Consider the following 23,812-nt stretch of genomic DNA (forward strand, 5'->3'; position numbering starts at 1 on the left):
GGTGGATAGTGTGGAAAAGCCGCGACTTCGCAGGTCAGACCACGAATTGCCATGTGGACGGCGTGTGGACAGTCTCCGCTTCGGTTGAGGACGGCCGTGGACGGAGATTTCTGTCCCCACAGCGAATCCACAACCACAACGAGGGTTTCCCACAGTTTTCCACAGCTGCGTCCCCAACCTGTGCGTCCTGACTACTGCTGCTTCGCCTGGTGCTTGATGCGGTTCGTCAGCTCGGTCACCTGGTTGAAAACACTGCGTCGCTCGGACATCAACTGCCGGATCTTCCGCTCCGCGTGCATCACCGTCGTGTGGTCGCGGCCGCCGAACTGCTGGCCGATCTTCGGCAGCGAGAGATCGGTCAGCTCGCGGCACAGGTACATGGCGATCTGCCGGGCAGTCACGAGGACCCGGCTGCGGCTCGATCCGCACAGGTCGTCGATCGAGAGCCCGAAGTACGACGCGGTCTGGCCCATGATCATGCTGGCCGTCACCTCGGGCTTGCTGCCTTCGGGGATGAGGTCCTTGAGCACGATCTCGGCGAGGCTCAGGTCGACCGGCTGCCGGTTGAGGCTGGCGAACGCGGTGACGCGGATCAGCGCGCCCTCGAGCTCCCGGATGTTCGTCTGCACCTTGGACGCGATGAACTCCAGCACCTCCGGCGGCGCGGTCAGCCGCTCGGTGGCCGCCTTCTTCCGGAGGATCGCGATCCGGGTCTCCAGGTCGGGCGGCTGGATGTCGGTGATCAGACCCCACTCGAAGCGGTTCCGCAGCCGGTCCTCCAACGCCTCCAGGCGCTTCGGCGCCCGGTCGGAGCTGATCACGATCTGCTTGTTCGCGTTGTGCAGCGTGTTGAAGGTGTGGAAGAACTCTTCCTGGGTCTGGATCTTGCCTTCCAGGAACTGGATGTCGTCGATCAGCAGTACGTCGACGTCGCGGTACCGGCGCTGGAACTGGGACGCCTTGTCGTCGCGGATCGCGTTGATGAAGTCGTTGGTGAACTCTTCACTGGAGACGTACCGGACCCGCGCGCCGGTGTAGAGGCTGCGCACGTAGTGGCCGATCGCGTGCAGCAGGTGGGTCTTGCCCAGACCGGAGTCGCCGTAGATGAGCTGTGGGTTGTACGCCTTACCCGGTGCCTCGGCGACCGCGACGGCCGCAGCGTGCGCGAACCGGTTCGAGCTGCCGATGACGAAGGTCTCGAAGGTGTACTTCGGGTTCAGCCGCGCCTCCCCCTGCGCCTCCGTCGCCGGCTGGCTGGAACCGTTCGGCGGCGGGGCGACCGAGCCGAGCGGCTGGCCGAACGGGGAGTGCTGCTGCTGGGATTGTTGCTCGTACTGCGGCTGCGCGGGCGGTTGGTTGTACTGCGGGCCGTTGTCCGGGTCGGTCAGCGCGGACTGGATGGTCGGCTGATACGCGCCGTCGGTGCGGAGCGGCTCGCGGATGGCGGGGGGCTGTTGCGCGGGCCGCTGGACCGGCTGTTGCTGGTACTGCTGCTGCGGTGCTTGTGGCTGTTGTAGGGGGTTCTGTTGCAGGGGGTTCTGCTGCAGCGGGTGCTGTTGTTGCTGAGGCTGCTGGCGTTGCGGCTGTTGGTGCTGGGGGGCCTGCTGCTGCTCGGGATCGAGCGACGGATCGACGGTGACGGCGATCCGGATGTCGCGGCCGAAGCTCTCGGTGAGGATGCGCTCGAGGTCGGGACGCAGGCGAGTCTCCAGTTGGCCGCGGGTGAAGTCGTCGGGAACCGCGACGATCGCCGTGCTCTCGTGGAGGGTGACAGGGCGCGAGTTGGTCAGCCAGGCGCGCTGGTTCGGCGGCAGGCCGGCGAGCACACGCGCCCAGGCTTCCCCCAGGTCCGTCGCCGCTGGAGCCACCTCGGTGACGCGCGCCTGCTGCATGTGCGGTTGCTGCTGCATCTGCGGCTGCTGCGGAGCCGGCTGGTGCTGGCCCACTTGCTGCTGGGCGGGCTGGTGCTGGGCGGGCTGGTGCTGGGCGGGCTGGTGCTGGGCGGGCTGGTGCTGGGCCGCCTGCTGTTCAGCCGCTTGCTGCTGGGCCATCTGCTGCTGGACCGTTTGGTGCTCGGCCATCTGGTGCTGGACCGGAGGCTGCTGCGCGTGCTGTTGCGTGCTGGGCTGTTGCGCCTGCTGGTGATTGCCGGGCTGCTCCGCGTGTTGCTGGCCCGCGTGTTGCTGGCCCGCGTGTTGCTGGCCCCCGTGTTGCTGGCCCCCGTGTTGCTGGGCAGGGGGCTGCTGGGCGTGCTGTTGCATGCTGGGTTGCTGCGCCTGCTGCTGATTGCCGGGCAGGAATTGCTGCTGAGGAGCCTGCTGCTGTGGCGTGGGCTGCTGTTGGCGCTCCTGCTCGTGGCGCTCCTGCTCGTGGCGCTCCTGCTCGTGGTGCTGCTGCTGGTGGTGCGCGGTTTGTTGCGGCTGTTGGTGCAGCTGTTGTGCGACGTGCTGCTGCTCTGGAGCCTGCTGCTGCGCGACCTGGTGCTCTGGGGCTTGCTGCAGAGGCTGGTACTGCTCGGGTGTGGTCGGCTGTTGCTGGGCGTGCGACTCCGGTGCGGTGTGCTCCTGCGGCGCCTGCTGGTGCGGCTCGCTGTGCACCTCATCCCGCGGCTCGGTCGCTCGCTCCGCCTGGTCCGGAGTGCCGGTCTGATCGGCCGCGGGCGGGTGCTGCGTGGGGTTGTCGTCAGGTGACCACTGGTTGGTGGATGCGTTGTCCACACGTGCCTCGCCCTCGTTGGGTACCGAGCCAGCTGCGTTGACGCTGCCGGTACCCCAATCCGCCGTTCCCCAGGCAGTGCCGGTATCGGGGTGGCGGTAGTTGCCGACGGCTGGGGCCGCACCGAAATACGTCGTACCTGCGGTGGGCATGGGTGGGCCGGCCGGGAGATCGGTGGCCGCGCGTTCGAGCTCGGAGCGATAGCCGTACGGCGCCGGCGGCGGCGCGGGACGGTACCCGAAGGCCGACGGCTCGGGCATCGGGATCGGGAGTGACGGGCTCAGGTAGTCACCCGGGTCCATCCGCGGTGCGGCCTCCGGCATCGGGATCGGGAGCGTCTCCGCCTGCGGTGCCGGCTCGGGACGACGCCGCGGTTCAACCCGACCTACCGGCCCCGAACCGGCCGCAGGCTCCACTCGCGGCTCGGGCTCCGGAGCGGGTGGGAGCTCGGTGCGGAAGTTGGCTTCGGGTTCGGGGCGAATGTCCGCGTCGGGCTCGGGCCGCAGATCCTGCCGGCCGTTGGCGCCGAAGTCCGTCCGGTACTCGCTTCCGGTGAATTCCGCCGGTGTGAATTCCGCACTGGCGGAATGGTCCTCGACCACGCGTTGCTCCCCGAATCCATCGCTGCGGTGGCCGGCGCGATCCGGAGGAATCCGGGCTGCGCGACCGTTCGACCCGACACCGTGCTGCCGCACTGTCCACACGGTTGTCCACAGTTGTGAACGACCGCCGGGACGGGTTGGTTACCGATTGCGGGGTGTGGGACCTCTGGTGTGAAGGAGTGACGCTAACAAGTCCGGCCAGCCACCTTCAAGCCGTCATCCACAGGCTATGAACAGGAAATTGGGGGCAACCTGCGGCGTGTCGGGTAGACGCCGGAGCGTAGTCGTGGTTGGCGATTGCTCTCTGTCGTCGCCCGGTCCGGACAGTGACGACCGGTCCGGCACCCAGTTACCCACTACGCTGTCCACAAGGCTGTGGAAAACTCTGGGGATACCTGGTTTGACCTGTCCACAGCGAGGCACGTACCGTGGATCGGTCGGTGTTGAGCCGGCCCTTTCGTGCTGCGCTCCCTGCGGGACCCTCCTCTGGTTCTCCGACGGCGTGCAGGACAAGCACCCGGGCAGATCCAATCAGTGGATTTGTCGACAAATTTGTGATCTCGAGTAACCGGAGTCATTCCAGTGAGCAAGCGGACGTTCCAGCCGAACAACCGTCGCCGGCACAAGAAGCACGGCTTCCGTCTTCGGATGCGCACCCGTGCGGGTCGCGCGATCATCGCCGCCCGTCGTGGCAAGGGTCGTCAGCGCCTCGCGGCCTGAGCGACCCGTCTGACGGTGACCACCTCGTGTTGCCCGCGTCGAACCGGTTGGTCCGGTCCGACGACTTCCGTCGCGCCGTCCGGTCCGGTCGGCGTGCGGCGCGACGCGCGGTGGTCCTGCATGTGTTGTCGGAGGCCGGTCACACCGGCCCCCCGCGCGTCGGATTCGTTGTGAACAAGGCGGTGGGCAACGCGGTTCTGCGGAACCGGGTCCACCGCCGTCTGCGTGCTGTCCTGGCAGCGCGGATCGCGGACCTGCCGGACGGCAGCCTGACTGTCGTCCGCGCGCTGCCGTCGTCCGCGGCGGCGTCGTACGACGAGCTCGTCGCGGACGTCGACGGTGCGTTCCGCCGATTGTCGAAGTCATGATGCGGTTCAATCCCGTGCGCAGCGGGATCATCGGTTTCCTGAAGCTGTACCGCCTGCTGATCAGCCCGCTGTACGGGCAGGTCTGCAGGTTCTACCCGAGTTGTTCGGCGTACGCCCTGGAGGCGGTCGAGCGCCACGGTGCGGTGCGCGGTAGCTGGCTGGCGGTGAGGCGACTTCTCCGCTGCCACCCGTGGAACCCCGGAGGCTACGACCCCGTTCCACCCAAAGATGTCGACCAGCGCGGAGAGTCTGTCTCCGCCAACCAGCCCGGGCCGTCAGCCGACGCCGGGCCTGTGCAGCGAGGTGTGTGAGTGACTCTTCTGGCCATCCCCGGGCTCGCGGTGTGGGACGGGATCGTAGACCTGTTCAACACGGTCATGACGCCGCTGTACTGGGCCGTATCGGCGCTGCTGGTCGGGTGGCACTGGCTCCTCAGCCAGGCGCTCGACCCGAACAGCGGCTGGGCGTGGGCGCTGTCCATCGTCGGTCTGACCATCACCATCCGGACCCTGCTGATCCCGCTGTTCGTGCGGCAGATCCGCTCCAGCCGGAACATGCAGTTGCTGCAGCCGAAGATGAAGGAGCTGCAGAAGAAGTACGGCCATGACCGGGAGAAGCTCGGTCAGGAAATGATGAAGCTGTACAAGGAGACCGGGACCAATCCGTTCTCCTCGTGCCTGCCGCTGCTGCTCCAGTCGCCGATCTTCCTGGCGCTGTTCCGGGTGCTCGACTACGCGGCCAAGGGCCAGTGGCACAGCGAGATCATGAAGCCGTACGTCAACTCGCTGCAGCACGCCAAGATCTTCGGTGCGGAGATCTCGCAGACCTTCCTGAAGGCCAACGGCAGCGGCGCCGGCAACGTCAAGGTCGTCGCGATCGTCCTGATCATCCTGATGACGGCGACCATGTTCACCACGCAGCTGCAGCTGATGCGGAAGAACATGCCGAAGGAGGCCCTCGAGGGCCAGGCCGCCCAGATGCAGAAGATCATGCTGTACGTCTTCCCGATCTTCTTCCTGATCGGTGGCTTCAACTTCCCGATCGGTGTGCTGGTCTACTGGTTCATCTCGAACCTGTGGACGATGGGCCAGCAGTTCTACGTGATCCGCCGCAACCCGGCTCCGGGCACCGCGGCGTACGACGCGATGCAGGCCCGCAAGCGCGAGCACAACCTGCGCCATGGCCGCCCGGCCGACGAGAACGTCCCGGGGACCGCCGGTGCCGTGACCGACACCGAGACGACCGACCGGCGTCCGGCGCAGCGGCAGCAGCCGAAGCGGCAGTCGCGCAGTGACCGGAAGAGCGGTCCGGCCGCCAACGCGTCGAGCAACGGTCAGACGTCCGCAGAGGCGGATGCTGCGGCGGCACAGGACGCGACGCCGAAGCAGGACGCGCCCAAGAAGACTCAGGCCGGTGCTGCCAAGAAGCAGCCGGCCGGCAAGAAGGGGTCCGGAGCCAAGCGCCAGCCCGCGGCGAAGTCGGCCGCGCAGAAGAAGGCGGCGCAGAAGCGCTCCGGCGGATCGCGCTGACGCTGCGCACCGCAATCCCTTTCTTTGACGATCCCGGGTCCCCGTGGGGCGGATCTTGACACTATGAAGGAGTGGCCGTGACCGACGGCATGCAGAACATCGAGGCGGCGGACGAGTCCACCGGCCCGAAGAGCTCCGCATCGGAGCGACTGAAGGCACTCGAGGCGGAGAGCGACATCGCGGCCGACTACCTCGAGGAGCTTCTCGACATCGCCGATCTGGACGGCGACATCGATATGGACATCGACGGTGACCGGGCCGCGGTCTCGATCGTCGGCGCCGAGCTGAACAACCTGGTCGGCGAGAACGGCAAGGTTCTGGAGGCGCTCCAGGAGCTGACCCGGCTGGCCGTGTACCGGGAGACCGGCGAGCGTTCGCGCCTGATGCTGGACGTCTCGAACTACCGCGCCAACCGGAAGGCCGAGCTCGAAGAGGTCGGCCGCAAGGCTGTCGAGGAGGCCAAGGCCACCGGTACGCCGGTGCGTCTGGACCCGATGACGCCGTTCGAGCGCAAGGTCGTCCACGACGTCGTTGCGGCGGCCGGCCTGTCGTCGGAGTCCGAGGGCGAGGAGCCGCGCCGGCGCGTGGTGGTCCAGCCGTGACGACCGCATGACCCTGCACAGGTCGAGCCTCGTGCGCTGCGGGTTGTCGGGCTGTTGTTCCCGACCTTCCCTCGACGCCCAGGTCGCTGTGCTGAACGCCGCGACTCCGTCCTGGCAGATCGAAGGGCTCGACTTTCCGGCCTTCGGTCGTCGCTCCGCCGCCGGCTTCCTGCGTCAGTGCCGGGAGGGCGCATGACCGAGGACGTTTCACGTGAAACCCCGCCGCTCGTGGACAAGCTGTTCCCACGGGCGGCGGTCCGGCTTTCGGAGTACGCCGAGTTGCTGGCCACCGAAGGCACGCTGCGAGGACTGATCGGACCGCGGGAGGTACCGCGACTCTGGGACCGGCACCTGCTCAACTGCGCGGTCGTCGAACGACTGATCCCGGAGGAGTCGTCGGTCGCCGATGTCGGCACTGGCGCGGGACTTCCGGGGATCGTGCTCGCGATCGTCCGGCCGGATCTCCAGGTCGACCTGGTGGAGCCGCTGCTGCGTCGGACGACGTTCCTCCAGGAGGCCGTCGACGTACTGGCGCTCGACAACGCGCGCGTGGTCCGGGCACGGGCCGAGGATCTGCCGCCGGCGTCGTACGACGTGGTCACCTCGCGGGCGGTCGCTCCGCTGGCCAAACTGGCGCGTTGGTGTCTGCCGCTCTGTGTCGAGGGCGGACTGATGCTGGCGATGAAAGGGGCGTCCGCGGAGGAGGAACTGGACGGCTCAGAACGCGAATTGATGAAGCTTGGTGCAGAGGTTTGTCATATTCACCAACTCGGCGGCGATGAACTGGCCCTCCCCACGACTGTGGTGAGTATTGTGGCCGGACGTGCTGCAGGGGGATCCCGGCACGGACGACACGGGAGGTGAGCGGGTTGGTGAGTCGTGCCCTCGGATGGCCCGAGAAGAGCACCGGTGAGCCGAGGTCATCACAGGGCATCGGCTGGCCGACCGAGGTGGACCCCGCCGTCCGCGTGGTGACTCCGGAACCCGCTCCCGACACGTCCCCAGCACCCGCGCCACCCATCACCACAGCCCAGCCCCCCACAGCCCAGCCCGCCACTGGACAGCGACCCACGACGCCTCCCGCCGCCGCCTCACCCGCACCAGCCACGACCGCATCGCCGTCAACCGAGCCCACCGCTGCTGCCGGGACCACCGCTGCTGCCGGGACCACCGAAGCAGCCGAACCTATCGAGGCCGCCCAGCCAGCCGGGGCGACCACGTCCGCCGGGGGCACCGCTTCCGCAGGAGCCACCGAGCCTGCCGGGGTGGCCGCCCCCGCAGAGGCCGCGGGGGCCACCGAGCCTGACGAGGTCGCCGAACCTACTACCGAGGCTGCAGGGATCACCGCACCGACCGAGGTTGCACCGACCGAGGCTGCGGAGACCGAGGCTGCGGAGACCGCCGAACCTACGGAGTCCGGCCCGTTCGCCGAGTACGGCGTGGTCGGCGAACCTGCCGAGCCTGTGGGACCGGCCGAGGCCGGCGATGCTACCGCGCCCACCGCGCCCACCGCGCCCACCGCGCCCACCGCGCCCACCGGGCCTGGCGGAGCCACCGCGCCAGCGGAGGCCGCCGCGCCAGCGGCAGGCCCCGGAGCGGACGGGCCCCCGATGCCGGCCCGGCCTGCTGAGGGCGTCGGGCTTGCGGAGGGCACCGGGCCTGAGGAGGGCACCGGGTCTGCCGAGGGCACCGGGTCTGCCGAGGCCGCGGCGTTGGCGGAGAGCCCCGGAGCGGCTGGACTCCCGACGCCCGCCGGACCTGGCGAGGCTGCGGGAGCTGCTGGGGTCGCGGGCGCTGGCGAGGCCCCGGGAGCTGCTGAGGTCGCCGGAGCCGCTGAGGCCGCCGGACATGCTGAGGCCGCGCGAGTTGCTGAGGCCGCGGGCGCTGCCGGAGCATCCGGAGCGGCCGGAGGCGTGGGAACTGCCGGGGGCGTGGGAGCTGCCGGGGGCGTGGGAGCTGCCGGGGCTGCGGGAACTGCTGGGGGTGGCAGTGGGGTGGGCGTTGAGCGGTCGGTGGTGGTGCCTCCGGTTGATACTTCGGGGCTGCGGGCTGCCGCTGCGGCGGGTTTGGGTGGGCCAACTGGTGATGACACCCGCGCTGTTTCACGTGAAACGCCGGAGATGCGAGATGATGGTTCAGGGTCTGATTCGGTGCCACTGGTGGACGCCGAGGCGGACCTTTCGGAGTCTCCACCGCCTGTGGATGACGACCGCATGAAACTGCCTCTGCACACGGGAATTCGTCCACAGAAGCCTGTGGACGGAGCTGGGGGTAGACCTGCCCCGACCCCTACAGACATCCTCTTCGGGCCGAGTCCCGCACCTATTGGAATGGGCGCTATGACTGCCGCACAGATCGCCGCGCGGGCCACGACGGACGAGCTTCAGCGACGACTCCTCGAGACTCCGATCGCCGCCGCGACCGAACGGACCCTGCTGGTGAATGAAGGACGCACAATGGGCCGCGAGTTCCCGCTGCCCGCCCAGACCCGAGTGTTCGTCGTCGCCAACCAGAAGGGCGGCGTCGGCAAGACCACCACGACGGTGAACGTGGCGGCCGGCCTCGCGCTGTACGGCGCGAAGATCCTCGTCATCGACCTCGACCCGCAGGGCAACGCGTCGACGGCGCTCGGCATCGAGCACGCCGAAGGTACGCCGGGCGTGTACGAGGCGATCATCGAGGGCGAGCCGCTGAGCAAGCTGATCCAGCCCTGCGCCGAGCATCCCGGTATCCAGGTCATCCCGGCGACGATCGACCTGGCCGGTGCCGAGATCGAGCTCGTGAGCCTGGTCGCCCGGGAGAGCCGGCTGAAGAGTGTGCTGGAGGCCTTCCTCGCCGAGACCGAGGCCGCGGGGGAGAAGTACGACTACGTCTTCATCGACTGCCCGCCGTCGCTCGGGCTGCTGACCGTGAACGCGCTGACTGCCGCGCGTGAGGTCCTGGTCCCGATCCAGAGCGAGTACTACGCGCTCGAGGGTCTCTCGCAGCTGCTCCGCCACATCGACATGGTGAAGTCCCACCTGAACCCCGGGCTCGACGTGTCGACGATCCTGCTGACTATGTACGACGCTCGGACGAAGCTGGCCGGTGAGGTCGCTGCCGAAGTACGGGGTCACTTCAAGGACGCCGTACTGCGGACCGCCGTGCCGCGCTCGGTTCGTATCTCGGAGGCCCCGAGCCACGGGCAGACCGTGCTCGCGTACGACCCGGCCTCGGCCGGCGCACTGTCGTACCTGGAGGCGTCCCGCGAGATCGCCATGCGGAACAACGCGTGAGATCAAACCCTCGGACGCCCTCTGAGGATCAGCCGTGACACGCGGCCGTTCCACGTGAAACGGTTGCGTCGTGTGGTCCCGTTCCACGTGAAACGGGATACGGGGGCCGGTGTAGGAATTGCGGCACCCGTTCGGCGTTGTGATAGTCCAGCAGTAGCTCAGCAGGATGTCGAACTCGAGGGAGCGCGATGAACACCCGACTCGGACGCGGACTTGGTGCGCTGATCCCCAGCTCGCCGGCCCCTGGTACCACGACCACCCTCGGCAGCAAGTCGAACTCGATCCCGGGCGCGCCCCCGGTGGCGACACCGACGGAGTCGGAGGCGTCGAAGGAGCCGGAGCTCGCCGCGGTCCCCGGTGCGTCGTTCGCCGAGATCGAGGTCGAGAAGATCACGCCGAACCCGAAGCAGCCGCGATCGGTCTTCGACGAGGACGCGATGGACGAGCTGATCCACTCGGTCAAGGAGATCGGGCTGCTGCAGCCGATCGTCGTTCGGCGGCTCGAGGACGACAAGTTCGAGCTGGTGATGGGCGAGCGCCGGTGGCGCGCCACCCAGGCCGCCGGGCTGACCACGATCCCCGCGATCGTCCGCGAGACGTCCGACGACGCGATGCTGCGCGACGCGTTGCTGGAGAATCTGCACCGGAGCCAGCTGAACCCGCTCGAAGAGGCGGCGGCGTACCAACAGATGCTGGACGACTTCGGGTGCACCCAGGAAGTGCTGGCGAACCGGATCGGCCGGTCCCGGCCGCAGATCTCGAACACGCTGCGCCTGCTGAAGCTGCCGGCTTCGGTCCAACGTCGCGTTGCGGCCGGCGTGCTGTCGGCCGGTCACGCGCGGGCGCTGCTCGGTCTCCCGAGCGGTGACGCTATCGAGCGGCTGGCACAGCGCATCGTCGCCGAGGGGTTGTCGGTCCGTACGGTCGAGGAGATCGTGGCGCTCGGCGACATGAACGCCGACGACAACACCGCGCCGCGGCGACGCAACAAGCCGGTCGCGCCGCGACTCGTCGATCTCGCCGACCGGCTGTCGGACCGGTTCGAGACCCGGGTGAAGGTCGACCTCGGCAAGACCAAGGGCAAGATCACCGTCGAGTTCGCGTCCTTGGACGACCTGGAGCGGATCGTCACGCTGATGGATCCGAACAAGCAGAACGAGTCCTGACAAGTCGACACGCCGGAGCAGATCCGGTGATTCTGCGGCGAGTAGGCCAGGAATCACAGGGATGTAAGTCAGCTGAGGCGGCTTACGATCCCGCTCAGCGAGGTAGTTCGAAGTACGAAGTACAGGGTTATCTCGGCATGGAGATTTGTCGACAAAGTCACCTACAGACTTCCGGGCAATGTTTCATGTGAAACATTGCGCGTCGCCCGGATCAGGTAGGTGGCGGGGAGTGCGGAAGCAGTCGTCCCGAGACCGGGGTAGCTCTCGGGGTCCGGAGCTTCCTCGAACCTGGTGAGGGTGAGGCCGGCCTTCAGGAGAGCGGTGATGACATCGCTCGGTGGCCAGATGAAGGCCTGGAACGTGGGGGCGTCCGGATTGTCCCGGGCGCCGGTCGGCCGCTTCGAGTTCTCGACCGCGGCCAGCGGTACGGTCCGGCCGAAGTAGTCGGCGGTGACTTCGAGTCGGTGTGGTCCGCGAACGGCCAAGGTCTCCCAGACGGGATGATGCTCGGCGATCAGGACCGACCCGCCGGGGACGAGTCGGGTGGCGACCGAGGTGGCGAAGACATCGAGGTCCGGCAGCCAGCAGACGGCGCCCCAGCTCAGATAGATGAGGTCGAAGCCGGTCAGTGGTGAAGCGGGCAGCGCCAGCATGTCGGCGCGGACGAAGTCGGCCGGGATCCCGGCCGCCGCGGACTTCTCGATCGCCATCTCGAGGGCGACTTCGGAGATGTCGACACCGGTGGCCGAGGCACCGAGCTGGGCCCAGGAGAGGACCTCGTCCCCGCACGAGCAGGCCAGGTGGAGAACCCGGCGGTCACGAACATCGCCCGCCGCGGCGAGCTCCGCTGCGGTGAGAGTGGAGCCGCCCGCGACGAAGAACGACGCTGGCTCGCCGGGGCGGGCGTGGTGGATCTGGTTCCAGCTGGCGCGGTTCGACGCCGTGATGTCGTGCAGCATGCGCGCGACGCTAGGGCCGCGCGTAGGACCCGCACAACGGGATTTAGCGACGACCCAGGAGTTCGTGCGACGTCTTGCGCTCGGCGTAGAACGAGAGGAACGGGATCGTGCCGGCCAGCGCCATCAGGACCAGCCGCGGGAACGACCAACGCACCCGGCGGAACAGGTCGAAGGTCAGCAGCAGGTACACGACGTACAGGAAGCCGTGCAGCGGGCCGATGACGTTCATGGCGCCGGGGTTGTCGCCGAAGTACTTCAGCGGCATCGCGAGGAACACCAGCAGGAGCAGCATCACGCCGACCACGTACGCGATCACGCGGTACCGGGTCAGCGCGCCGCGCACGGCCGGGGAGATCGGCTTCGCGGAAGTGGCGGGGTCGGCAGAGGAAGTCACGCTGAAACGGTACCGCTTGACTCCACAGGCTCCCCGACCTGGTCGCCCTGCTCCGCATCCGGAGCCTGATCGTCGTCGGGGGAGCGGTGCGCGTCCAGCACCATCCGGCCCCACATCCACAGCGTGAAGGCCGCGAAGATCCACCACTGGAAGGCGTACGCCACGTTCCGCAGACCGGCGTGATCGGTCGGCGGCGGAGGCGGTACGACGGCAGCCGGCGCGGGCGACGTACCGGCCGGCGAGGTCTGTACGACGAACGCGTCGTACACCCGGTACTTCACCAGGTGCACGATCGTCGGGATCCGCAGCGTCGACAGCACCCGTCCCTTCGCGGCATCGGCCGACGAGTCCTCGGCCTCCGACGCAACGACCGCCCCGGTCAACGACACCGGCCCACTCAGAGCTTTCGCTGCCGGATCCGTCACCGACGCGACCCAGCCGCGCACGACCATCACCGCGTCGGTGCCGGACAGCTTCAGCGGCGACACCACCCAGTACCCGCGGCGCCCGTCCTGCTGCCGATCCGCGATGAACACCTGGTCCGCCGTGGGACCCCAGGTGCCGGAGATCGTCACCTGCCGCCCGACCGCCTTGGCGGGCAGACCCTCGTCGATCGAGAACAGCGACTGCAGCGGAACCGGCGCAGCCGCCGCGTGTTCTGCTGTCGCCTTGGCTGTCTTCGACTTGTAGACGCCGAGTTGCCAGACTCCCATCGCCGTCATCACCGCAGCGATCGCGAGCGCGAGAGTCAGCATCCCCAGCCAGCGTGGCTGAACAGCAGTCCGCCAGATCGGTCGGGGCGAGGCGTCGGACATGATGTGTCAGCGGGCGGCGGCAGTAGCGAGCAGATCGCGGCAGAGCACACCGAGCTCGATCCCGGCGGCCTCCGCGGCGAGCGGGACGAGCGACGTCTCCGTCATCCCCGGCGCCACGTTGACCTCCAGGAACCACGGAACGCCCGCTGCGTCGACGACGAGGTCGGTCCGCGACAAGTCCCGCAGCCCCAGCGCCTGATGCGCCTGGACGGCCGCTGCAGCGCACGCGCCAGCAGCCTCGGGCTCCAGCCGGGCGGGTACGACGAACTGCGTCGCGCCGGCCGTGTACCGCGCCTCGTAGTCGTAGAACCCGGAGTCCGGGCGGATCTCCACCGCAGGCAGCGCCCGCGGTCCGTCGCCCGTGTCGACGACCGTCACGGCCACCTCGGTGCCGTCGACGTACTGCTCGATCAACGCGACCGGACCGTACGAGTAGGAGTTCACCATCGCCGCGGGCAGTTCGTCCGCGGACCGCACGATCGACGCGCCCAGCGCCGAACCACCGCGGGCCGGCTTCACCACGAGCGGCAGCCCGATCTGGGACACCACGGCCTCCATCAGCGCGGCGGCGCCCAGCTCGCGGAACGTGTCGTGCCCGAGCACGACCGACGCCGGCGTGTGCAGCCCCGCGTTGCCGACGACCGTCGACGCCACAGGCTTGTCGAACGCCGTACGGCACGCGGCCGCGTCGGCTCCGACGTACGGGACGCCATACAGGTCGAGGACCTGGCGGAGTGCGCCGTCCTCGCCGGTGACGCCGTGCAGGACGGGGAAGACCGCGTCCGGTGGATCCTCGCGCAATCGATCGACGAGGGAGGCATCGACGTCCCGCTGCTCGACCTCGACACCGACGCTGCGCAGAGCGTCCGCCACGCGGCGGCCGGATCGCAGCGAGACGTCACGCTCGTGCGACAGACCACCGGCCAGAACCAGCACTCGACCCAGATCACTCATCACAAATATCCCGATCACTCGTGGGCGTCTCCGGCGCGGTCGCCGGCCCCGAGGCCCACTGGAACGGTACCCCTACCGCAACATGGACCCCCGGCCACCCGTTGGTCCCTTGCGCAACCTTTGCAAGCGGACCTGGGGCGCGGCTCCCAATCCCACGCCTACTGCGGGGCACTCGGCACGGCACCTCGCCGCACGGGTGCAAAGGGAACGATGCTCCGCATCGACCCCTTCGCCCCCGCGCGCCGATGCACCGCACCGAGCACCTCCTCGCTACGACGTGGGATTGGGAGACGCGCCCTAGCTGAGCTCCGGTCCTGGAGCGTCGTAGTCCCGGCCGGGGCCGGGTGGCAGCGGGCCGAAGGTCTGCCGGAGCTCGAGTTCCTCGTTGATCACCGCGGCCAGCCTGCCGACACCGTCGGTGATCCGCTCCGGCGTCGGATGACAGTACGACAACCGCATGCACTGGGAGCCGAAACCGTCGGCGAAGAAGGCGGTTCCGGGCACGTACGCGACGCGTGCCGTGACCGCCCGCGGGAGCATCGCCTTCGCGTCCAGCCCTTCCGGCAGGGTCAACCAGACGTAGAAGCCGCCCCGCGGCCGCGTCCAGGTCGTTGCCGCCGGCATCTTCTCTGTCAACGCCGCGAGCATCGCGTCCCGGCGCTCGCGGTACATCTCACGGAACTGCTTCACCTGCCCCATCCAGTCGTGCCGGATCAGGTACGACGAGATCGCGAGCTGGCTGAACGTCGGCGGGCAGAGGGTCGCGGACTCCTGCGCCAGCACGAGCTTCTCCCGGACCGCGTGCGGCGCGACCGCCCACCCGACCCGGAACCCCGGTGCGAACGTCTTCGAGAACGAGCCGAGGTAGATGACGCCTTCGCGATCGTCCGCACGCAGCGCGCGCTGCGGCTCACCCTCGAAGCCGAGCAAGCCGTACGGGTTGTCCTCCAGGATCAGCAGCTCGGCGCGCTGGCAGATCTCCAGCACCCGCGCGCGCCGCTCGTCGGACAGCGAGACCCCGGCCGGGTTGTGGAAGTTCGGGATCGTGTAGAAGAACTTGATCCGCTTGCCGGCCGCCCGCACCGAGGCGATCGCCTGCTCGAGCGCTTCCGGTACGACGCCGTCGTCATCCATCGCGACGTGTACGACCTCGCACTGGTACGCCCGGAAGACGCCCAGCGCACCGACGTACGACGGCGCCTCGCAGATCACCACGTCACCCGGGTCGCAGAACACCCGGGTCACCAGGTCGACGGCCTGCTGGCTGCCGACCGTGACCACGACGTCGTCGGGGTGCGCCTCGATGCCCTCGAGCCGCATGATGTCGCAGATCTGGTCGCGCAGCGTCGGATCGCCCTGGCCGGAGCCGTACTGCATCGCGACCGCGCCGTTGTCGATCACCAGGTCGCGGACCGCGCCGCCCACCACGTCCAGCGGCAGGCCGCCGATGTTCGGCATCCCGCCGGCCAGCGAGACCACCTCGGGCCGGCTCGCGACCGAGAACAGCGCGCGGATCTCAGATGCGGTCATGCCCTTCGTCCGGGCTGCGTACGCCTCGACATAGTTGTCGAGACGGGTCTGCCGGACATCGGGCACGTCAGCACTCACGAGGGCCACTCCAACGGTGATCGAGGGGGAAGTCACCAGGTTACGTCGAGACACCTCAGTGCGGGCTGGGGATCGGCGTGACCTCTCACTACCATGCCTTATAGGGGCAGGTTCGACCATGCCGGAATCTGGCTGTTGAGACAGCCGGTGGTCCGGTGCGGCCTGAGAGGTGGAACGGAATGAGCGTGGGCAAGACAGCCGGGTGGACGCTCGGTGGCCTGTTGCTGGGTGTGCTGGCGGGGTTCGCCGCGGAGTTGTTCCGGCGGCAACCGGTCAAGGTGCAGCAGCGGTACGTCGCTCCGCAGGCGACCCGTACTCCGGACGTGCGGCCGCCGGCCGACGTCCCGCGGCCGGTGGCCGAACCGGCCGCCCGATGACAGATCGTGACGAACCTAACAGCCTGTATCGCTGATCGGATGCGCTGATGGCCCGCCGGCTCGAACCGCTGACCCTCGACAACCTCGACGGGCTACCGGTGCCGTGCCGGGACTGCGTGTTCTGGGAGCTCGACCCGGTCGCCGCACGGCATGCGATCCGGAACGGTGACACCGCGCTCGAGAAGGAGGCGTGGTTGTCCCAGTTGCTGCTCGACTGGGGGACCGCCGGGATCGTGCTGTACGTCGACGACGAGCCGGCCGGGTTCGCCGTGTACGCGCCGGCGAAGTACCTGCCCCGGATCCAGGCGTTCCCGACCGCGCCCGTCAGCCCGGACGCCGTCGTACTGGCGACCGGGCGGATTCTGCCCCGCTACCTGGGGCTCGGGCTCGGGAAGGTCCTGGTGCAGGCGGTCGCGAAGGACGTCATGAAGCGGGGATTCCGGGCCGTGGAGGCGTTCGGGGACTCGCGCTGGGACGGGCCGAGCTGTGTGTGGCCGACCGAGTTCCTCCGGGCGGTCGGGTTCGGTGTGGTGCGGGAGCATCCGCGCAATCCGCGGCTGCGGCTGGACCTGCGCTCCACGATCACCTGGCGCAGCGAGATGGAGGCAGCGGTGGAGCGGCTGATGGGCGCGATCCGGCCGGAGCAGTCGCCGGCCGCGCCGGTGACCGTTCGGGATGCGCTGCGATCAGGCCCGGAGTAGACAGTGGTCTGGCGTGCGCTGGCCGACCTGGTGGCGGTCGTGCACGGCGCGCTGCTGGTGTTCTTCCTCGTGGGTGGCTTCCTCGCCTGGCGGTGGCCGCGGGTGATCTGGTTCCACCTCGCCATCGTCGTGTGGAACGTCGTCATCACGCTGGTGAGCTTCACCTGCCCGGTGACGTGGACCGAGCAGTACTTCCGGAGCCGGGTCGGCGAGCCCCGGTACCGAGGCGGCTTCATCCGCCACTACTTCGAAGGCCGCCTGTGGCCGGTGGGCGACACTCCCGTGGTCACCTGGGTCGGTTTCGTCATCGTCGTGATCGCCTACGTCGGGTTCTTCGTCGTACTGGTCCGGCGAAGGTCGAAGACCAGGGGCGACTCAGTGGGACCCCGGACGTGAGCCGGAAGCGGGCCTCCCATACTGGAGGGGTGTCCAGAACCAGTACTCCGGTCGACGACTACCTGGCCGCCTTGCGCCGGGAGTTACGAGGGCCGCGGCGCCGGAAGGCGGATCTGCTGGCGGAGGCCCGGGACCACCTGACCGACGCGACCGAGGCGTTCGAGGCGGACGGACACGAGCGGTACGACGCGGAGCGCGAGGCGGTTGCCGACTTCGGTGAGCTGTCGGACGTGGTGCCGGGGTACCGCGCCGAGCTGGCGATCAGCCAGAGCCGGCGGACCGCGATGATGCTGCTGTTCGCGCTGATGATCCAGCCGATCGTGTGGCAGAGCGGCGCCTGGATCTGGACGCAGCAGCCGGAGTCGGCGAGCGCCTTCAACGACATGCTGCAGACGGTTGTCCGCGCGATCGGCAGTGTGGTGATCGCCGGCGCGGTGCTCGCCGTACTGGCGACCGGGATCGGCGTCCGCTATCCCGTGGTGCGGGAGCACCTGAGCCGGGTGACAGCGCTCTTCGCGCTGGTCGGATCCGCGCTGGTCGCCGGGATCGGCCTCCTGATGGCGGCAACCAGCCACCATGCCCCGGGCCTGCCGGCGTTCGGCGTGGTCGGGACGTTCGTGGTGCTGCCGCTGGCGCTGGTCAGCGTGCAGGCCGCGCGCGGTCTACGCCTGGCTCGGGCGTAGCACCCCTTCCACCACGGCCCGGAACGTCAACCAGTCCTGCTTCCCGGACGCGAGCATCTTCGCGCCGGAACTGGTCAGCTGGTACGTACGCCGCTTCCGCCCGCTGACCGTACTCCACTCGCTGGCCAGGTAACCCGCCCGCTCCAGGCGCCGCAGCGCCGGGTAGAGCGTGCCGGTCGGCAGGTCCAGCTCGCCGCCGCTGCGCTCCAGTAGCGCCTCCATGATCGCGTAGCCGTGCAGCGGTTCGGCCTCGACGACCGCCAGGATCATCGGGTCCAGGTGTCCACGCAACGCATCCGCCTTCACGTAGCCAGTCTACTCATATACCTGCTAATGTCGAGAGGCAACATGTAGCTGACCTACTTATCAAGGACTTCCGATGACCGTGGACACCCCGATCCGACAAGCGACCCGACCCGGCGTGCTGCACCGGGTGTCGGGCTGGGCGATGCGACATGCGGGCCTGGCGCTCGTCTTGTGGGTCGCGGTCCTGGCCGCCGTCATCGGTACCGCGACGGCGGTCGGTGCCGACTACCGGAGCGACAACTCGCTGCCCGGCACCGACTCCCAGCGGGTGACTGACATCTTCACGGCGCACCAGCCGAAGGGTGACACCGCGTCCGTGCAGATCGTCGTCCGCGCCGACGGCGGCCTGGATGCGGAGAAGCCCCGGGTCGAGTCGATGCTGGCCGCGGTCCGGGTGCTCCCGCACGTCTCCGCGGTCGCCGACCCGTTCGGTGGACAGGGCGATTTGTCGACAGATCGACGTACGGCGTACGCGACCGTGAGCCTCGACGCCGCGACCGCGGACATGCCGGTGGACGGAGTCCGGACGATCATCCACCGGGCGCAGGACTTCGCCCGGCCGGGATTCCAGGTGGAGGTCGGGGGAGACCTGGCGCGGAAGGCGGCCGACAGTTCGGGCGGTGCCGCCGAGGGCGCCGGAATCCTTGCCGCGCTGGTGATTCTGGTGTTCCTCTTCGGATCGTTGCTCGCGGCAACACTCCCGCTGTTGACCGCGGTCTTCGCGGTCGGCAGTACGGTCGGCCTGCTGATGCTCGCGTCGCACCTGTTCAAGGTTCCGGAGTACACGACGCCGGTGATGATGCTCGTCGGGCTCGGTGTCGGCATCGACTACGCGTTGCTGATCTTCTCCCGGTACCGCCACGAGCTGGTGAACGGCACGGCCGACCCGAAGATCGTTGCCCTGGACACCGCGGGGCGGTCGGTGATGTTCGCCGGTTGCACGGTGGTGATCGCGCTGCTCGGTCTGCTGGCGTTGGGACTCGGCTCGTTGCAGGGCATCGCACTCGGCGTGACGATGACGGTACTGATGACGATGCTCGCAGCGGTGACGTTGCTGCCGTCGTTGCTGACCCTGTTCGGCCAACGGATCGAGCGCAGTGTCCGGAAGCATGCCGCGAAGCAGCGACGTACCCCTGGCGACGGGTGGCGGCGACTGGCCGGCGCCGTCCAGCGTGGGCCGTGGGTGCCGCTCGTACTCGGTGTCGTCGCACTGGCGGCGTTGTCGTTGCCGGCGTTGGGGATGCGGCTCGGGTTCGCGGATGCGGGAACCGACGATCCGGCGAAGACGAGCCGGAAGGCGTACGACCTGTTGGCGGAAGGCTTCGGGCCAGGGTTCAACGGTCCGCTCGTCGTGGTGTCGGAGGGTGACGCGCAGCTCCTCGGGCAGACGCTCGCGAAGGACCCCGACATCGCCGCGGTGACCCCGCCGCAGGTGACGCCGGACGGGAAGATCACGACGGTACTGGCGTTCCCGAAGTCGGCGCCGCAGGACGCGGCCACGAGCGACCTCGTCCAGCGGCTTCGTAAGGACACGCTGCCGAAGCTGGAAGGGACCTACCTGGTCGGCGGATCGACGGCCGCCGCGGACGACTTCGCGGCGGCCGTGAGCAACCGGCTGCCGATCTTCGTGCTCGTGGTGGTCGGGCTGTCGGCGGTGTTGCTGATGGCGGTGTTCCGCTCGGTACTGATTCCGTTGAAGGCCGCCGTTCTCAACCTGCTCAGCATCGGCGCCTCGCTCGGCGTGATCACGCTGGTGTTCCAGCACGGCTGGTTCGGTGCGCAGGCGGGGCCGATCGAGGCGTTCGTCCCGGTGATGATCTTCGCGATCGTCTTCGGGTTGTCGATGGACTACGAGGTGTTCCTGGTGTCCCGCATCCACGAGGAGTGGCGGCGTACGAAGGACGCGACGGCCGCCGTCCGGGAAGGGCTCGCGACCACCGGCAGTGTGATCACCGCGGCCGCAGCGATCATGATCGTGGTGTTCGGTGCGTTCCTGCTCAGCCCGGACCGGATGCTGAAGCAGTTCGGACTGGGGCTCGCCACCGCGGTACTGCTGGACGCGCTGCTGATCCGGTGCGTCATCGTGCCGGCGGTACTGCGGCTGTTCGGCGAGCGGGCGTGGTGGCTACCGCGCGCCCTGGACCGGATCTTGCCGAAGATCAAGCTCGAGGATCACTCGTAGCTCGGGATCAGCTACACCGTCAGTTGGCCGAGGCGGAGCATGCCGGTGGCGGCGTCCTGCTCCGGCGGCAGGTACACGCGCTGGATCGCGACCACGATCGACTCCGCGATCACGTCCCGGAACGCCGGGTCCGCGAGCCGTGCCGAGTCGTGCGGATTCGTCACGTACCCGATCTCAAGGCGGACCGCCGGCATCTTCGTGCGGCGCAGCAGGTCCCAGGTCTTCGCGTGCGTACGGCAGTCGAGCAGATCGGTCCGGGCAACGATCTCGCGCTGCACCAGACCGGCGAACTGCTCCCCGACGCTCGACGAGGCGCCGTGCAGGTCATTGCCGTAGTAGTACGTCGCGACGCCCTGCGCATCCGGGTTCATCGAACCGTCCGTGTGCAGCGAGACGCACAGGTTCGCGTCGGTCTCGTTCGCGAACGCGGCCCGGGCCAGCTCGTCCGGACCCTGGTCGCGACCACGCGAGAGGTACGCCCGAACACCGGTGGCGCCGAGCCGGCCCTCGATCCGGGAGGCCAGGTCGTACGCGATGTCTGACTCGCGCAGCCCGTAGCCCTCCCAGCCGTAGTCGAAGCCGCCGTGGCCCGCGTCGATCACGACCGTCTTGCCGGACAGCCGCGGCCCGGCGGCGCGGACGGCTTCCCGCGCGCGCAGCGCGTCCGGCCGGCCGCCGGTCGCCATCGGACGGATCCGCTGCAGCGCCTTGAACGTCGACGGTCCGCAGGTCCCGTCCGCCGGGAGGCCCATGTTCCGCTGGAACTCGGTCACCGCGCGCTGCGTGTCGGCACCGAAGATCCCGTCGATCCGGGCGACCGCGAACCCGAGCTCCTGCAGCTTCGCCTGCAGGCTCAGTACGTCGTCACCGCTCAGCGGATGCGTCGGGACGAACGTCAGCAGCCGGTCGCCCAGCCGCCAGCGGGCGTCGTCGATCGCGCGGTAAGTCTGCGGGCCGACGATCCCGTCGATCATCAGCCCGCGTTGCTGCTGGAACCCCCGGACAGCGTGCGCGGTCGCTTCGTCGTAGACGTCGTGACCGCCGGTCAGCAGCCCGAGTCTCTGCAGCTTGCCGACGATCTCGGCGACCGCCTCACCGCTGTCGCCGATCCGGTACACGCCGTGCGGGGATTCCATCAGGGTCCAACTCCTTGCCGGTGTGGCGGGGGTAACTCAGGCGGTGAAGTCGGACAGCTCCTTCAGCAGCGCCGCCTTCGGCTTGGCGCCGACGATGGACTTCGCCAGCTCACCGTTCACGTAGACGTTGATAGTAGGGATACCGGTGACCTTGTAGTTGCTCGGGGTGACCGGGTTCTCGTCGACGTTCATCTTCAGGAACGTGATCTTGTCGCCGTGGTCCTGGTTCAGCTCCTCCAGGATCGGCGATACCTGCCGGCACGGGCCACACCACTCGGCCCAGAAGTCCACCAGCACCGGCTTGTCGCTCTTCAGCACGGTCTGGTCGAACTCGGCGTCGGTGACGGCGTTCATCTTCTCGCCCACGGGCGTATCTCCTTCAGAGTGATGTGTGAGGTTCAGACAGAGACGGGCTGGGTCTTGGCTGCCGCGGTGGTCGCCGCGGAGGCGTCCTCCAGCGCGGCCAGGTAGCGCTCGGCGTCCAGGGCGGCAGCACAGCCAGTGCCGGCCGCCGTGATCGCCTGCCGGTAGGTGTGGTCCACCAGGTCGCCGGCCGCGAACACCCCGGGCAGGTTGGTCGCCGTGCTGTCCGGCTTGACCAGCACGTACCCCTCCGCGTCCAGGTCGACCTGGCCCTTGACCAGCTCCGATCGCGGGTCGTGGCCGATCGCGATGAACAGTCCGGTGGCGGGCAGCTCACGCGTCTCGCCGGTGACGGTGTCCTTCAGCGTCAGGTGGGTGAGCTTGTCCTCGCCGTGGATCTTGTCGACCGCGGAGTTCCACTGGAACTCGAGCTTGTCGTTGGCGAACGCGCGGTCGGCCATGATCTTCGAGGCACGCAGCTCGTCGCGGCGGTGCACCAGGTGCACCTTCTTCGCGAACTTGGTCAGGAACGTGGCCTCCTCGACGGCGGAGTCGCCACCGCCGACGACCGCGATCTCCTGGTCGCGGAAGAAGAAGCCGTCACAGGTCGCACACCAGGAGACGCCGTGCCCGGACATCCGGTCCTCGTCGGCCAGGCCGAGCTTGCGGTAGCCGGAGCCCATCGCCAGGATGACGGCCTTCGCGCGGTGCTCGGTGCCGGCCGAGTCGGTGACGACCTTGATGTCGCCGGTCAGGTCGACCTTGATCACGTCGTCCGGCACCAGTTCGGCGCCGAACCGCTCGGCCTGGGTGCGCATCTCGTCCATCAGCGCCGGGCCCATGATGCCTTGCGAGAAGCCGGGGAAGTTCTCCACCTCGGTGGTGTTCATCAGCGCGCCGCCGGCGGTGACGGAGCCCTCGAACACCAGCGGCTCCAGCGCCGCGCGGGCGGCGTACACGGCGGCGGTGTATCCGGCCGGGCCGGAGCCGACGATGATGACGTTGCGGACCATGGACTCGCTCATGCAGGCGTTCCTCGTGTCGTCGAGACAGTGACGTCGTACTCAACGGATCCTAGAGGCCGACCATTCCCACGGTACCCACCGACAGTCCGCTGTGCCGCATCGGACGATTCAGCGGTTGCGGAGCGTCACTGTCGTGTCGTAGAACGACGTACCCTCGCCCCCCGGGGAGCTACATCCGGTGACCGCGAAGATCTGGATCTGGCTCACCGACGCGCCCTGCAACCCGATGATCGTGGCTCGCTTGCCGTCCACCTTGGCGGGCTGGACGAGCCGGACGTTCGGGTTCGAGCGCCCGGCCGCGAACGCACGCGCACAGGCCTGCTCGTCGTTCGAACCGTGCAGGATCGGGTTCGGCGTGTGATCCAGCCAGCGCTGGGTCGCGGAGCTGAGGTCCTTGCTGGCAATCGTCACGGTGTCGGCCGGCGGCGTGTTCGCATCGGTGGCGGCGGCGCCCTCGTTCGCCTGGTCCTTGGTGGCGAACACGACCCCGACGCCGAGCGCGGCGATCAGCACCACACCGGCGGCGGCACCGACCAGCTTCGGCAGGTGCCGGCGCGGCTCCTCGCGGATCTGGGCCAGCGAGTGCACCCCGACGGTGGACGCGCGCAGCACCGACTCGGACACGATCACCGCGTCCAGGTGCTCGGCGACGTCGGCCGGCATCGGGATGTCGCTGCGGCCCTCCTCGGCGAGGTCCTCGGTCAGCTGCAGCAGGGCGTCGTACGTCTGCTGGCACTCCGGGCATGCCTTCACATGCTCACGAGCGCTGTGTGCCTCGGGGGCAGGCAGCAGGTTCTCGATCAGGTCGGCGATCGTGTCCGTGTCCAGGTGCTCGAGGTGCTCACTGGTCGGCAGACCGGGATCGGTCATCGGGGGCTCGCCTCCTCACGGGAGGTGCGCGGCGTGTTCATCAAAAGACTCCGGTCGAAGGCGTCA

Annotated in this window: 24 protein-coding genes and 1 pseudogene; 14 read left to right on the forward strand and 11 right to left on the reverse strand. The window is 68.7% G+C overall.

Annotated elements, in window-relative coordinates; genetic code table 11:
• Window positions 1–191: 191 nt before the first annotated feature.
• Window positions 192–1,892 (reverse strand): chromosomal replication initiator protein DnaA, encoded by a 1,701-nt coding sequence (gene dnaA / locus AB0M51_RS16135; protein WP_344189586.1) that lies wholly within the window; start codon window positions 1,890–1,892, stop codon window positions 192–194.
• Window positions 1,893–1,898: 6 nt separating this feature from the next.
• On the opposite strand from dnaA, the gene AB0M51_RS16140 reads away from it, so the two are divergent.
• The 9 genes and pseudogenes from AB0M51_RS16140 to AB0M51_RS16180 all read left to right on the forward strand — a co-directional run bounded on the left by AB0M51_RS16140 (window position 1,899) and on the right by AB0M51_RS16180 (window position 10,977).
• Window positions 1,899–2,690, forward strand: a complete 792-nt coding sequence (locus tag AB0M51_RS16140; protein ID WP_363749509.1) for a hypothetical protein — start codon at window positions 1,899–1,901, stop codon at window positions 2,688–2,690.
• Between the two features lie 1,209 nt (window positions 2,691–3,899).
• The gene (gene rpmH / locus AB0M51_RS16145) at window positions 3,900–4,037 is read left to right on the forward strand and encodes a 50S ribosomal protein L34 (protein ID WP_130386492.1); all 138 of its coding nucleotides are present in this window, start codon (window positions 3,900–3,902) and stop codon (window positions 4,035–4,037) included.
• Between the two features lie 26 nt (window positions 4,038–4,063).
• Complete coding sequence (rnpA, locus tag AB0M51_RS16150) at window positions 4,064–4,405, forward strand: ribonuclease P protein component (protein ID WP_344188707.1); 342 nt, start codon at window positions 4,064–4,066, stop codon at window positions 4,403–4,405.
• Window positions 4,405–4,716 (forward strand): membrane protein insertion efficiency factor YidD, encoded by a 312-nt coding sequence (gene yidD, locus AB0M51_RS16155; protein ID WP_344189582.1) that lies wholly within the window; start codon window positions 4,405–4,407, stop codon window positions 4,714–4,716. The genes rnpA and yidD overlap by 1 nt, the downstream gene beginning before the upstream one ends.
• A gap of 9 nt (window positions 4,717–4,725) precedes the next feature.
• Window positions 4,726–5,706: pseudogene (yidC, locus tag AB0M51_RS16160) on the forward strand (membrane protein insertase YidC); the annotation flags it as partial.
• Window positions 5,707–6,023: 317 nt separating this feature from the next.
• Window positions 6,024–6,536 carry a R3H domain-containing nucleic acid-binding protein gene (locus AB0M51_RS16165; RefSeq protein ID WP_344189580.1) on the forward strand — a complete coding sequence of 171 codons (513 nt, stop codon included), beginning with the start codon at window positions 6,024–6,026 and terminating at the stop codon, window positions 6,534–6,536.
• Window positions 6,537–6,728: 192 nt separating this feature from the next.
• The gene (gene rsmG / locus AB0M51_RS16170; protein ID WP_344188706.1) at window positions 6,729–7,400 is read left to right on the forward strand and encodes a 16S rRNA (guanine(527)-N(7))-methyltransferase RsmG; all 672 of its coding nucleotides are present in this window, start codon (window positions 6,729–6,731) and stop codon (window positions 7,398–7,400) included.
• A gap of 1,475 nt (window positions 7,401–8,875) precedes the next feature.
• Window positions 8,876–9,811 (forward strand): AAA family ATPase, encoded by a 936-nt coding sequence (locus AB0M51_RS16175; protein WP_363749510.1) that lies wholly within the window; start codon window positions 8,876–8,878, stop codon window positions 9,809–9,811.
• 188 nt (window positions 9,812–9,999) lie between these two features.
• The gene (locus AB0M51_RS16180; protein ID WP_344193540.1) at window positions 10,000–10,977 is read left to right on the forward strand and encodes a ParB/RepB/Spo0J family partition protein; all 978 of its coding nucleotides are present in this window, start codon (window positions 10,000–10,002) and stop codon (window positions 10,975–10,977) included.
• A gap of 161 nt (window positions 10,978–11,138) precedes the next feature.
• Here AB0M51_RS16180 and AB0M51_RS16185 read toward each other — a convergent pair whose 3' ends face one another.
• The 5 genes from AB0M51_RS16185 to AB0M51_RS16205 form a co-directional block, all read right to left on the reverse strand.
• On the reverse strand, window positions 11,139–11,936 hold the full coding sequence (locus tag AB0M51_RS16185) for a class I SAM-dependent methyltransferase (RefSeq protein ID WP_344193542.1): 798 nt from the start codon (window positions 11,934–11,936) through the stop codon (window positions 11,139–11,141).
• Window positions 11,937–11,979: 43 nt separating this feature from the next.
• Window positions 11,980–12,330 carry a DUF3817 domain-containing protein gene (locus tag AB0M51_RS16190; RefSeq protein WP_344193544.1) on the reverse strand — a complete coding sequence of 117 codons (351 nt, stop codon included), beginning with the start codon at window positions 12,328–12,330 and terminating at the stop codon, window positions 11,980–11,982.
• The gene (locus AB0M51_RS16195; RefSeq protein WP_344193546.1) at window positions 12,327–13,085 is read right to left on the reverse strand and encodes an SURF1 family protein; all 759 of its coding nucleotides are present in this window, start codon (window positions 13,083–13,085) and stop codon (window positions 12,327–12,329) included. The genes AB0M51_RS16190 and AB0M51_RS16195 overlap by 4 nt, the downstream gene beginning before the upstream one ends.
• A 66-nt stretch (window positions 13,086–13,151) precedes the next feature.
• Window positions 13,152–14,099, reverse strand: coding sequence for a D-alanine--D-alanine ligase (locus AB0M51_RS16200; RefSeq protein ID WP_344193548.1), 948 nt, complete (start codon window positions 14,097–14,099; stop codon window positions 13,152–13,154).
• A gap of 297 nt (window positions 14,100–14,396) precedes the next feature.
• Complete coding sequence (locus AB0M51_RS16205; protein ID WP_344193550.1) at window positions 14,397–15,707, reverse strand: PLP-dependent aminotransferase family protein; 1,311 nt, start codon at window positions 15,705–15,707, stop codon at window positions 14,397–14,399.
• A gap of 179 nt (window positions 15,708–15,886) precedes the next feature.
• Here AB0M51_RS16205 and AB0M51_RS16210 point away from each other — a divergent pair, with 179 nt between their 5' ends.
• Genes AB0M51_RS16210 through AB0M51_RS16225 form a run of 4 tightly spaced genes read left to right on the forward strand, consistent with a single transcriptional unit; the run spans window position 15,887 to window position 17,864 of the window.
• Window positions 15,887–16,084, forward strand: coding sequence for a hypothetical protein (locus AB0M51_RS16210; protein ID WP_344193552.1), 198 nt, complete (start codon window positions 15,887–15,889; stop codon window positions 16,082–16,084).
• 47 nt (window positions 16,085–16,131) lie between these two features.
• Window positions 16,132–16,785 (forward strand): GNAT family N-acetyltransferase, encoded by a 654-nt coding sequence (locus AB0M51_RS16215; protein ID WP_344193554.1) that lies wholly within the window; start codon window positions 16,132–16,134, stop codon window positions 16,783–16,785.
• A 3-nt stretch (window positions 16,786–16,788) separates the two neighbouring features.
• Window positions 16,789–17,181 carry a DUF2784 domain-containing protein gene (locus AB0M51_RS16220; RefSeq protein WP_344193556.1) on the forward strand — a complete coding sequence of 131 codons (393 nt, stop codon included), beginning with the start codon at window positions 16,789–16,791 and terminating at the stop codon, window positions 17,179–17,181.
• A 29-nt stretch (window positions 17,182–17,210) separates the two neighbouring features.
• Complete coding sequence (locus tag AB0M51_RS16225; RefSeq protein ID WP_344193558.1) at window positions 17,211–17,864, forward strand: permease prefix domain 1-containing protein; 654 nt, start codon at window positions 17,211–17,213, stop codon at window positions 17,862–17,864.
• On the opposite strand, the gene AB0M51_RS16230 is transcribed toward AB0M51_RS16225, so the two are convergent.
• Entirely contained in the window at window positions 17,844–18,170 is a 327-nt protein-coding gene (locus AB0M51_RS16230) for a helix-turn-helix transcriptional regulator (protein WP_344193560.1), read from the reverse strand. The two genes, AB0M51_RS16225 and AB0M51_RS16230, sit on opposite strands and share 21 nt — an antisense overlap.
• 73 nt (window positions 18,171–18,243) lie before the next feature.
• Here AB0M51_RS16230 and AB0M51_RS16235 point away from each other — a divergent pair, with 73 nt between their 5' ends.
• On the forward strand, window positions 18,244–20,352 hold the full coding sequence (locus AB0M51_RS16235; protein ID WP_363749511.1) for an MMPL family transporter: 2,109 nt from the start codon (window positions 18,244–18,246) through the stop codon (window positions 20,350–20,352).
• Window positions 20,353–20,363: 11 nt separating this feature from the next.
• Here AB0M51_RS16235 and AB0M51_RS16240 read toward each other — a convergent pair whose 3' ends face one another.
• The 4 genes from AB0M51_RS16240 to AB0M51_RS16255 form a co-directional block, all read right to left on the reverse strand.
• Window positions 20,364–21,488 (reverse strand): N-acetylmuramoyl-L-alanine amidase, encoded by a 1,125-nt coding sequence (locus AB0M51_RS16240; RefSeq protein WP_325036867.1) that lies wholly within the window; start codon window positions 21,486–21,488, stop codon window positions 20,364–20,366.
• A gap of 36 nt (window positions 21,489–21,524) precedes the next feature.
• Window positions 21,525–21,842: a thioredoxin gene (gene trxA / locus AB0M51_RS16245; protein ID WP_363749853.1), complete on the reverse strand. Its 318-nt coding sequence runs from the start codon at window positions 21,840–21,842 to the stop codon at window positions 21,525–21,527.
• Window positions 21,843–21,886: 44 nt separating this feature from the next.
• Window positions 21,887–22,876, reverse strand: coding sequence for a thioredoxin-disulfide reductase (gene trxB, locus AB0M51_RS16250; protein ID WP_344193572.1), 990 nt, complete (start codon window positions 22,874–22,876; stop codon window positions 21,887–21,889).
• 108 nt (window positions 22,877–22,984) lie between these two features.
• Window positions 22,985–23,746, reverse strand: coding sequence for a hypothetical protein (locus tag AB0M51_RS16255; RefSeq protein ID WP_344193574.1), 762 nt, complete (start codon window positions 23,744–23,746; stop codon window positions 22,985–22,987).
• Window positions 23,747–23,812 lie beyond the last annotated feature (66 nt).

Origin of the sequence: Kribbella sp. NPDC051137 (assembly GCF_040682535.1) — a bacterium.
Lineage (GTDB): Bacteria > Actinomycetota > Actinomycetes > Propionibacteriales > Kribbellaceae > Kribbella > Kribbella karoonensis.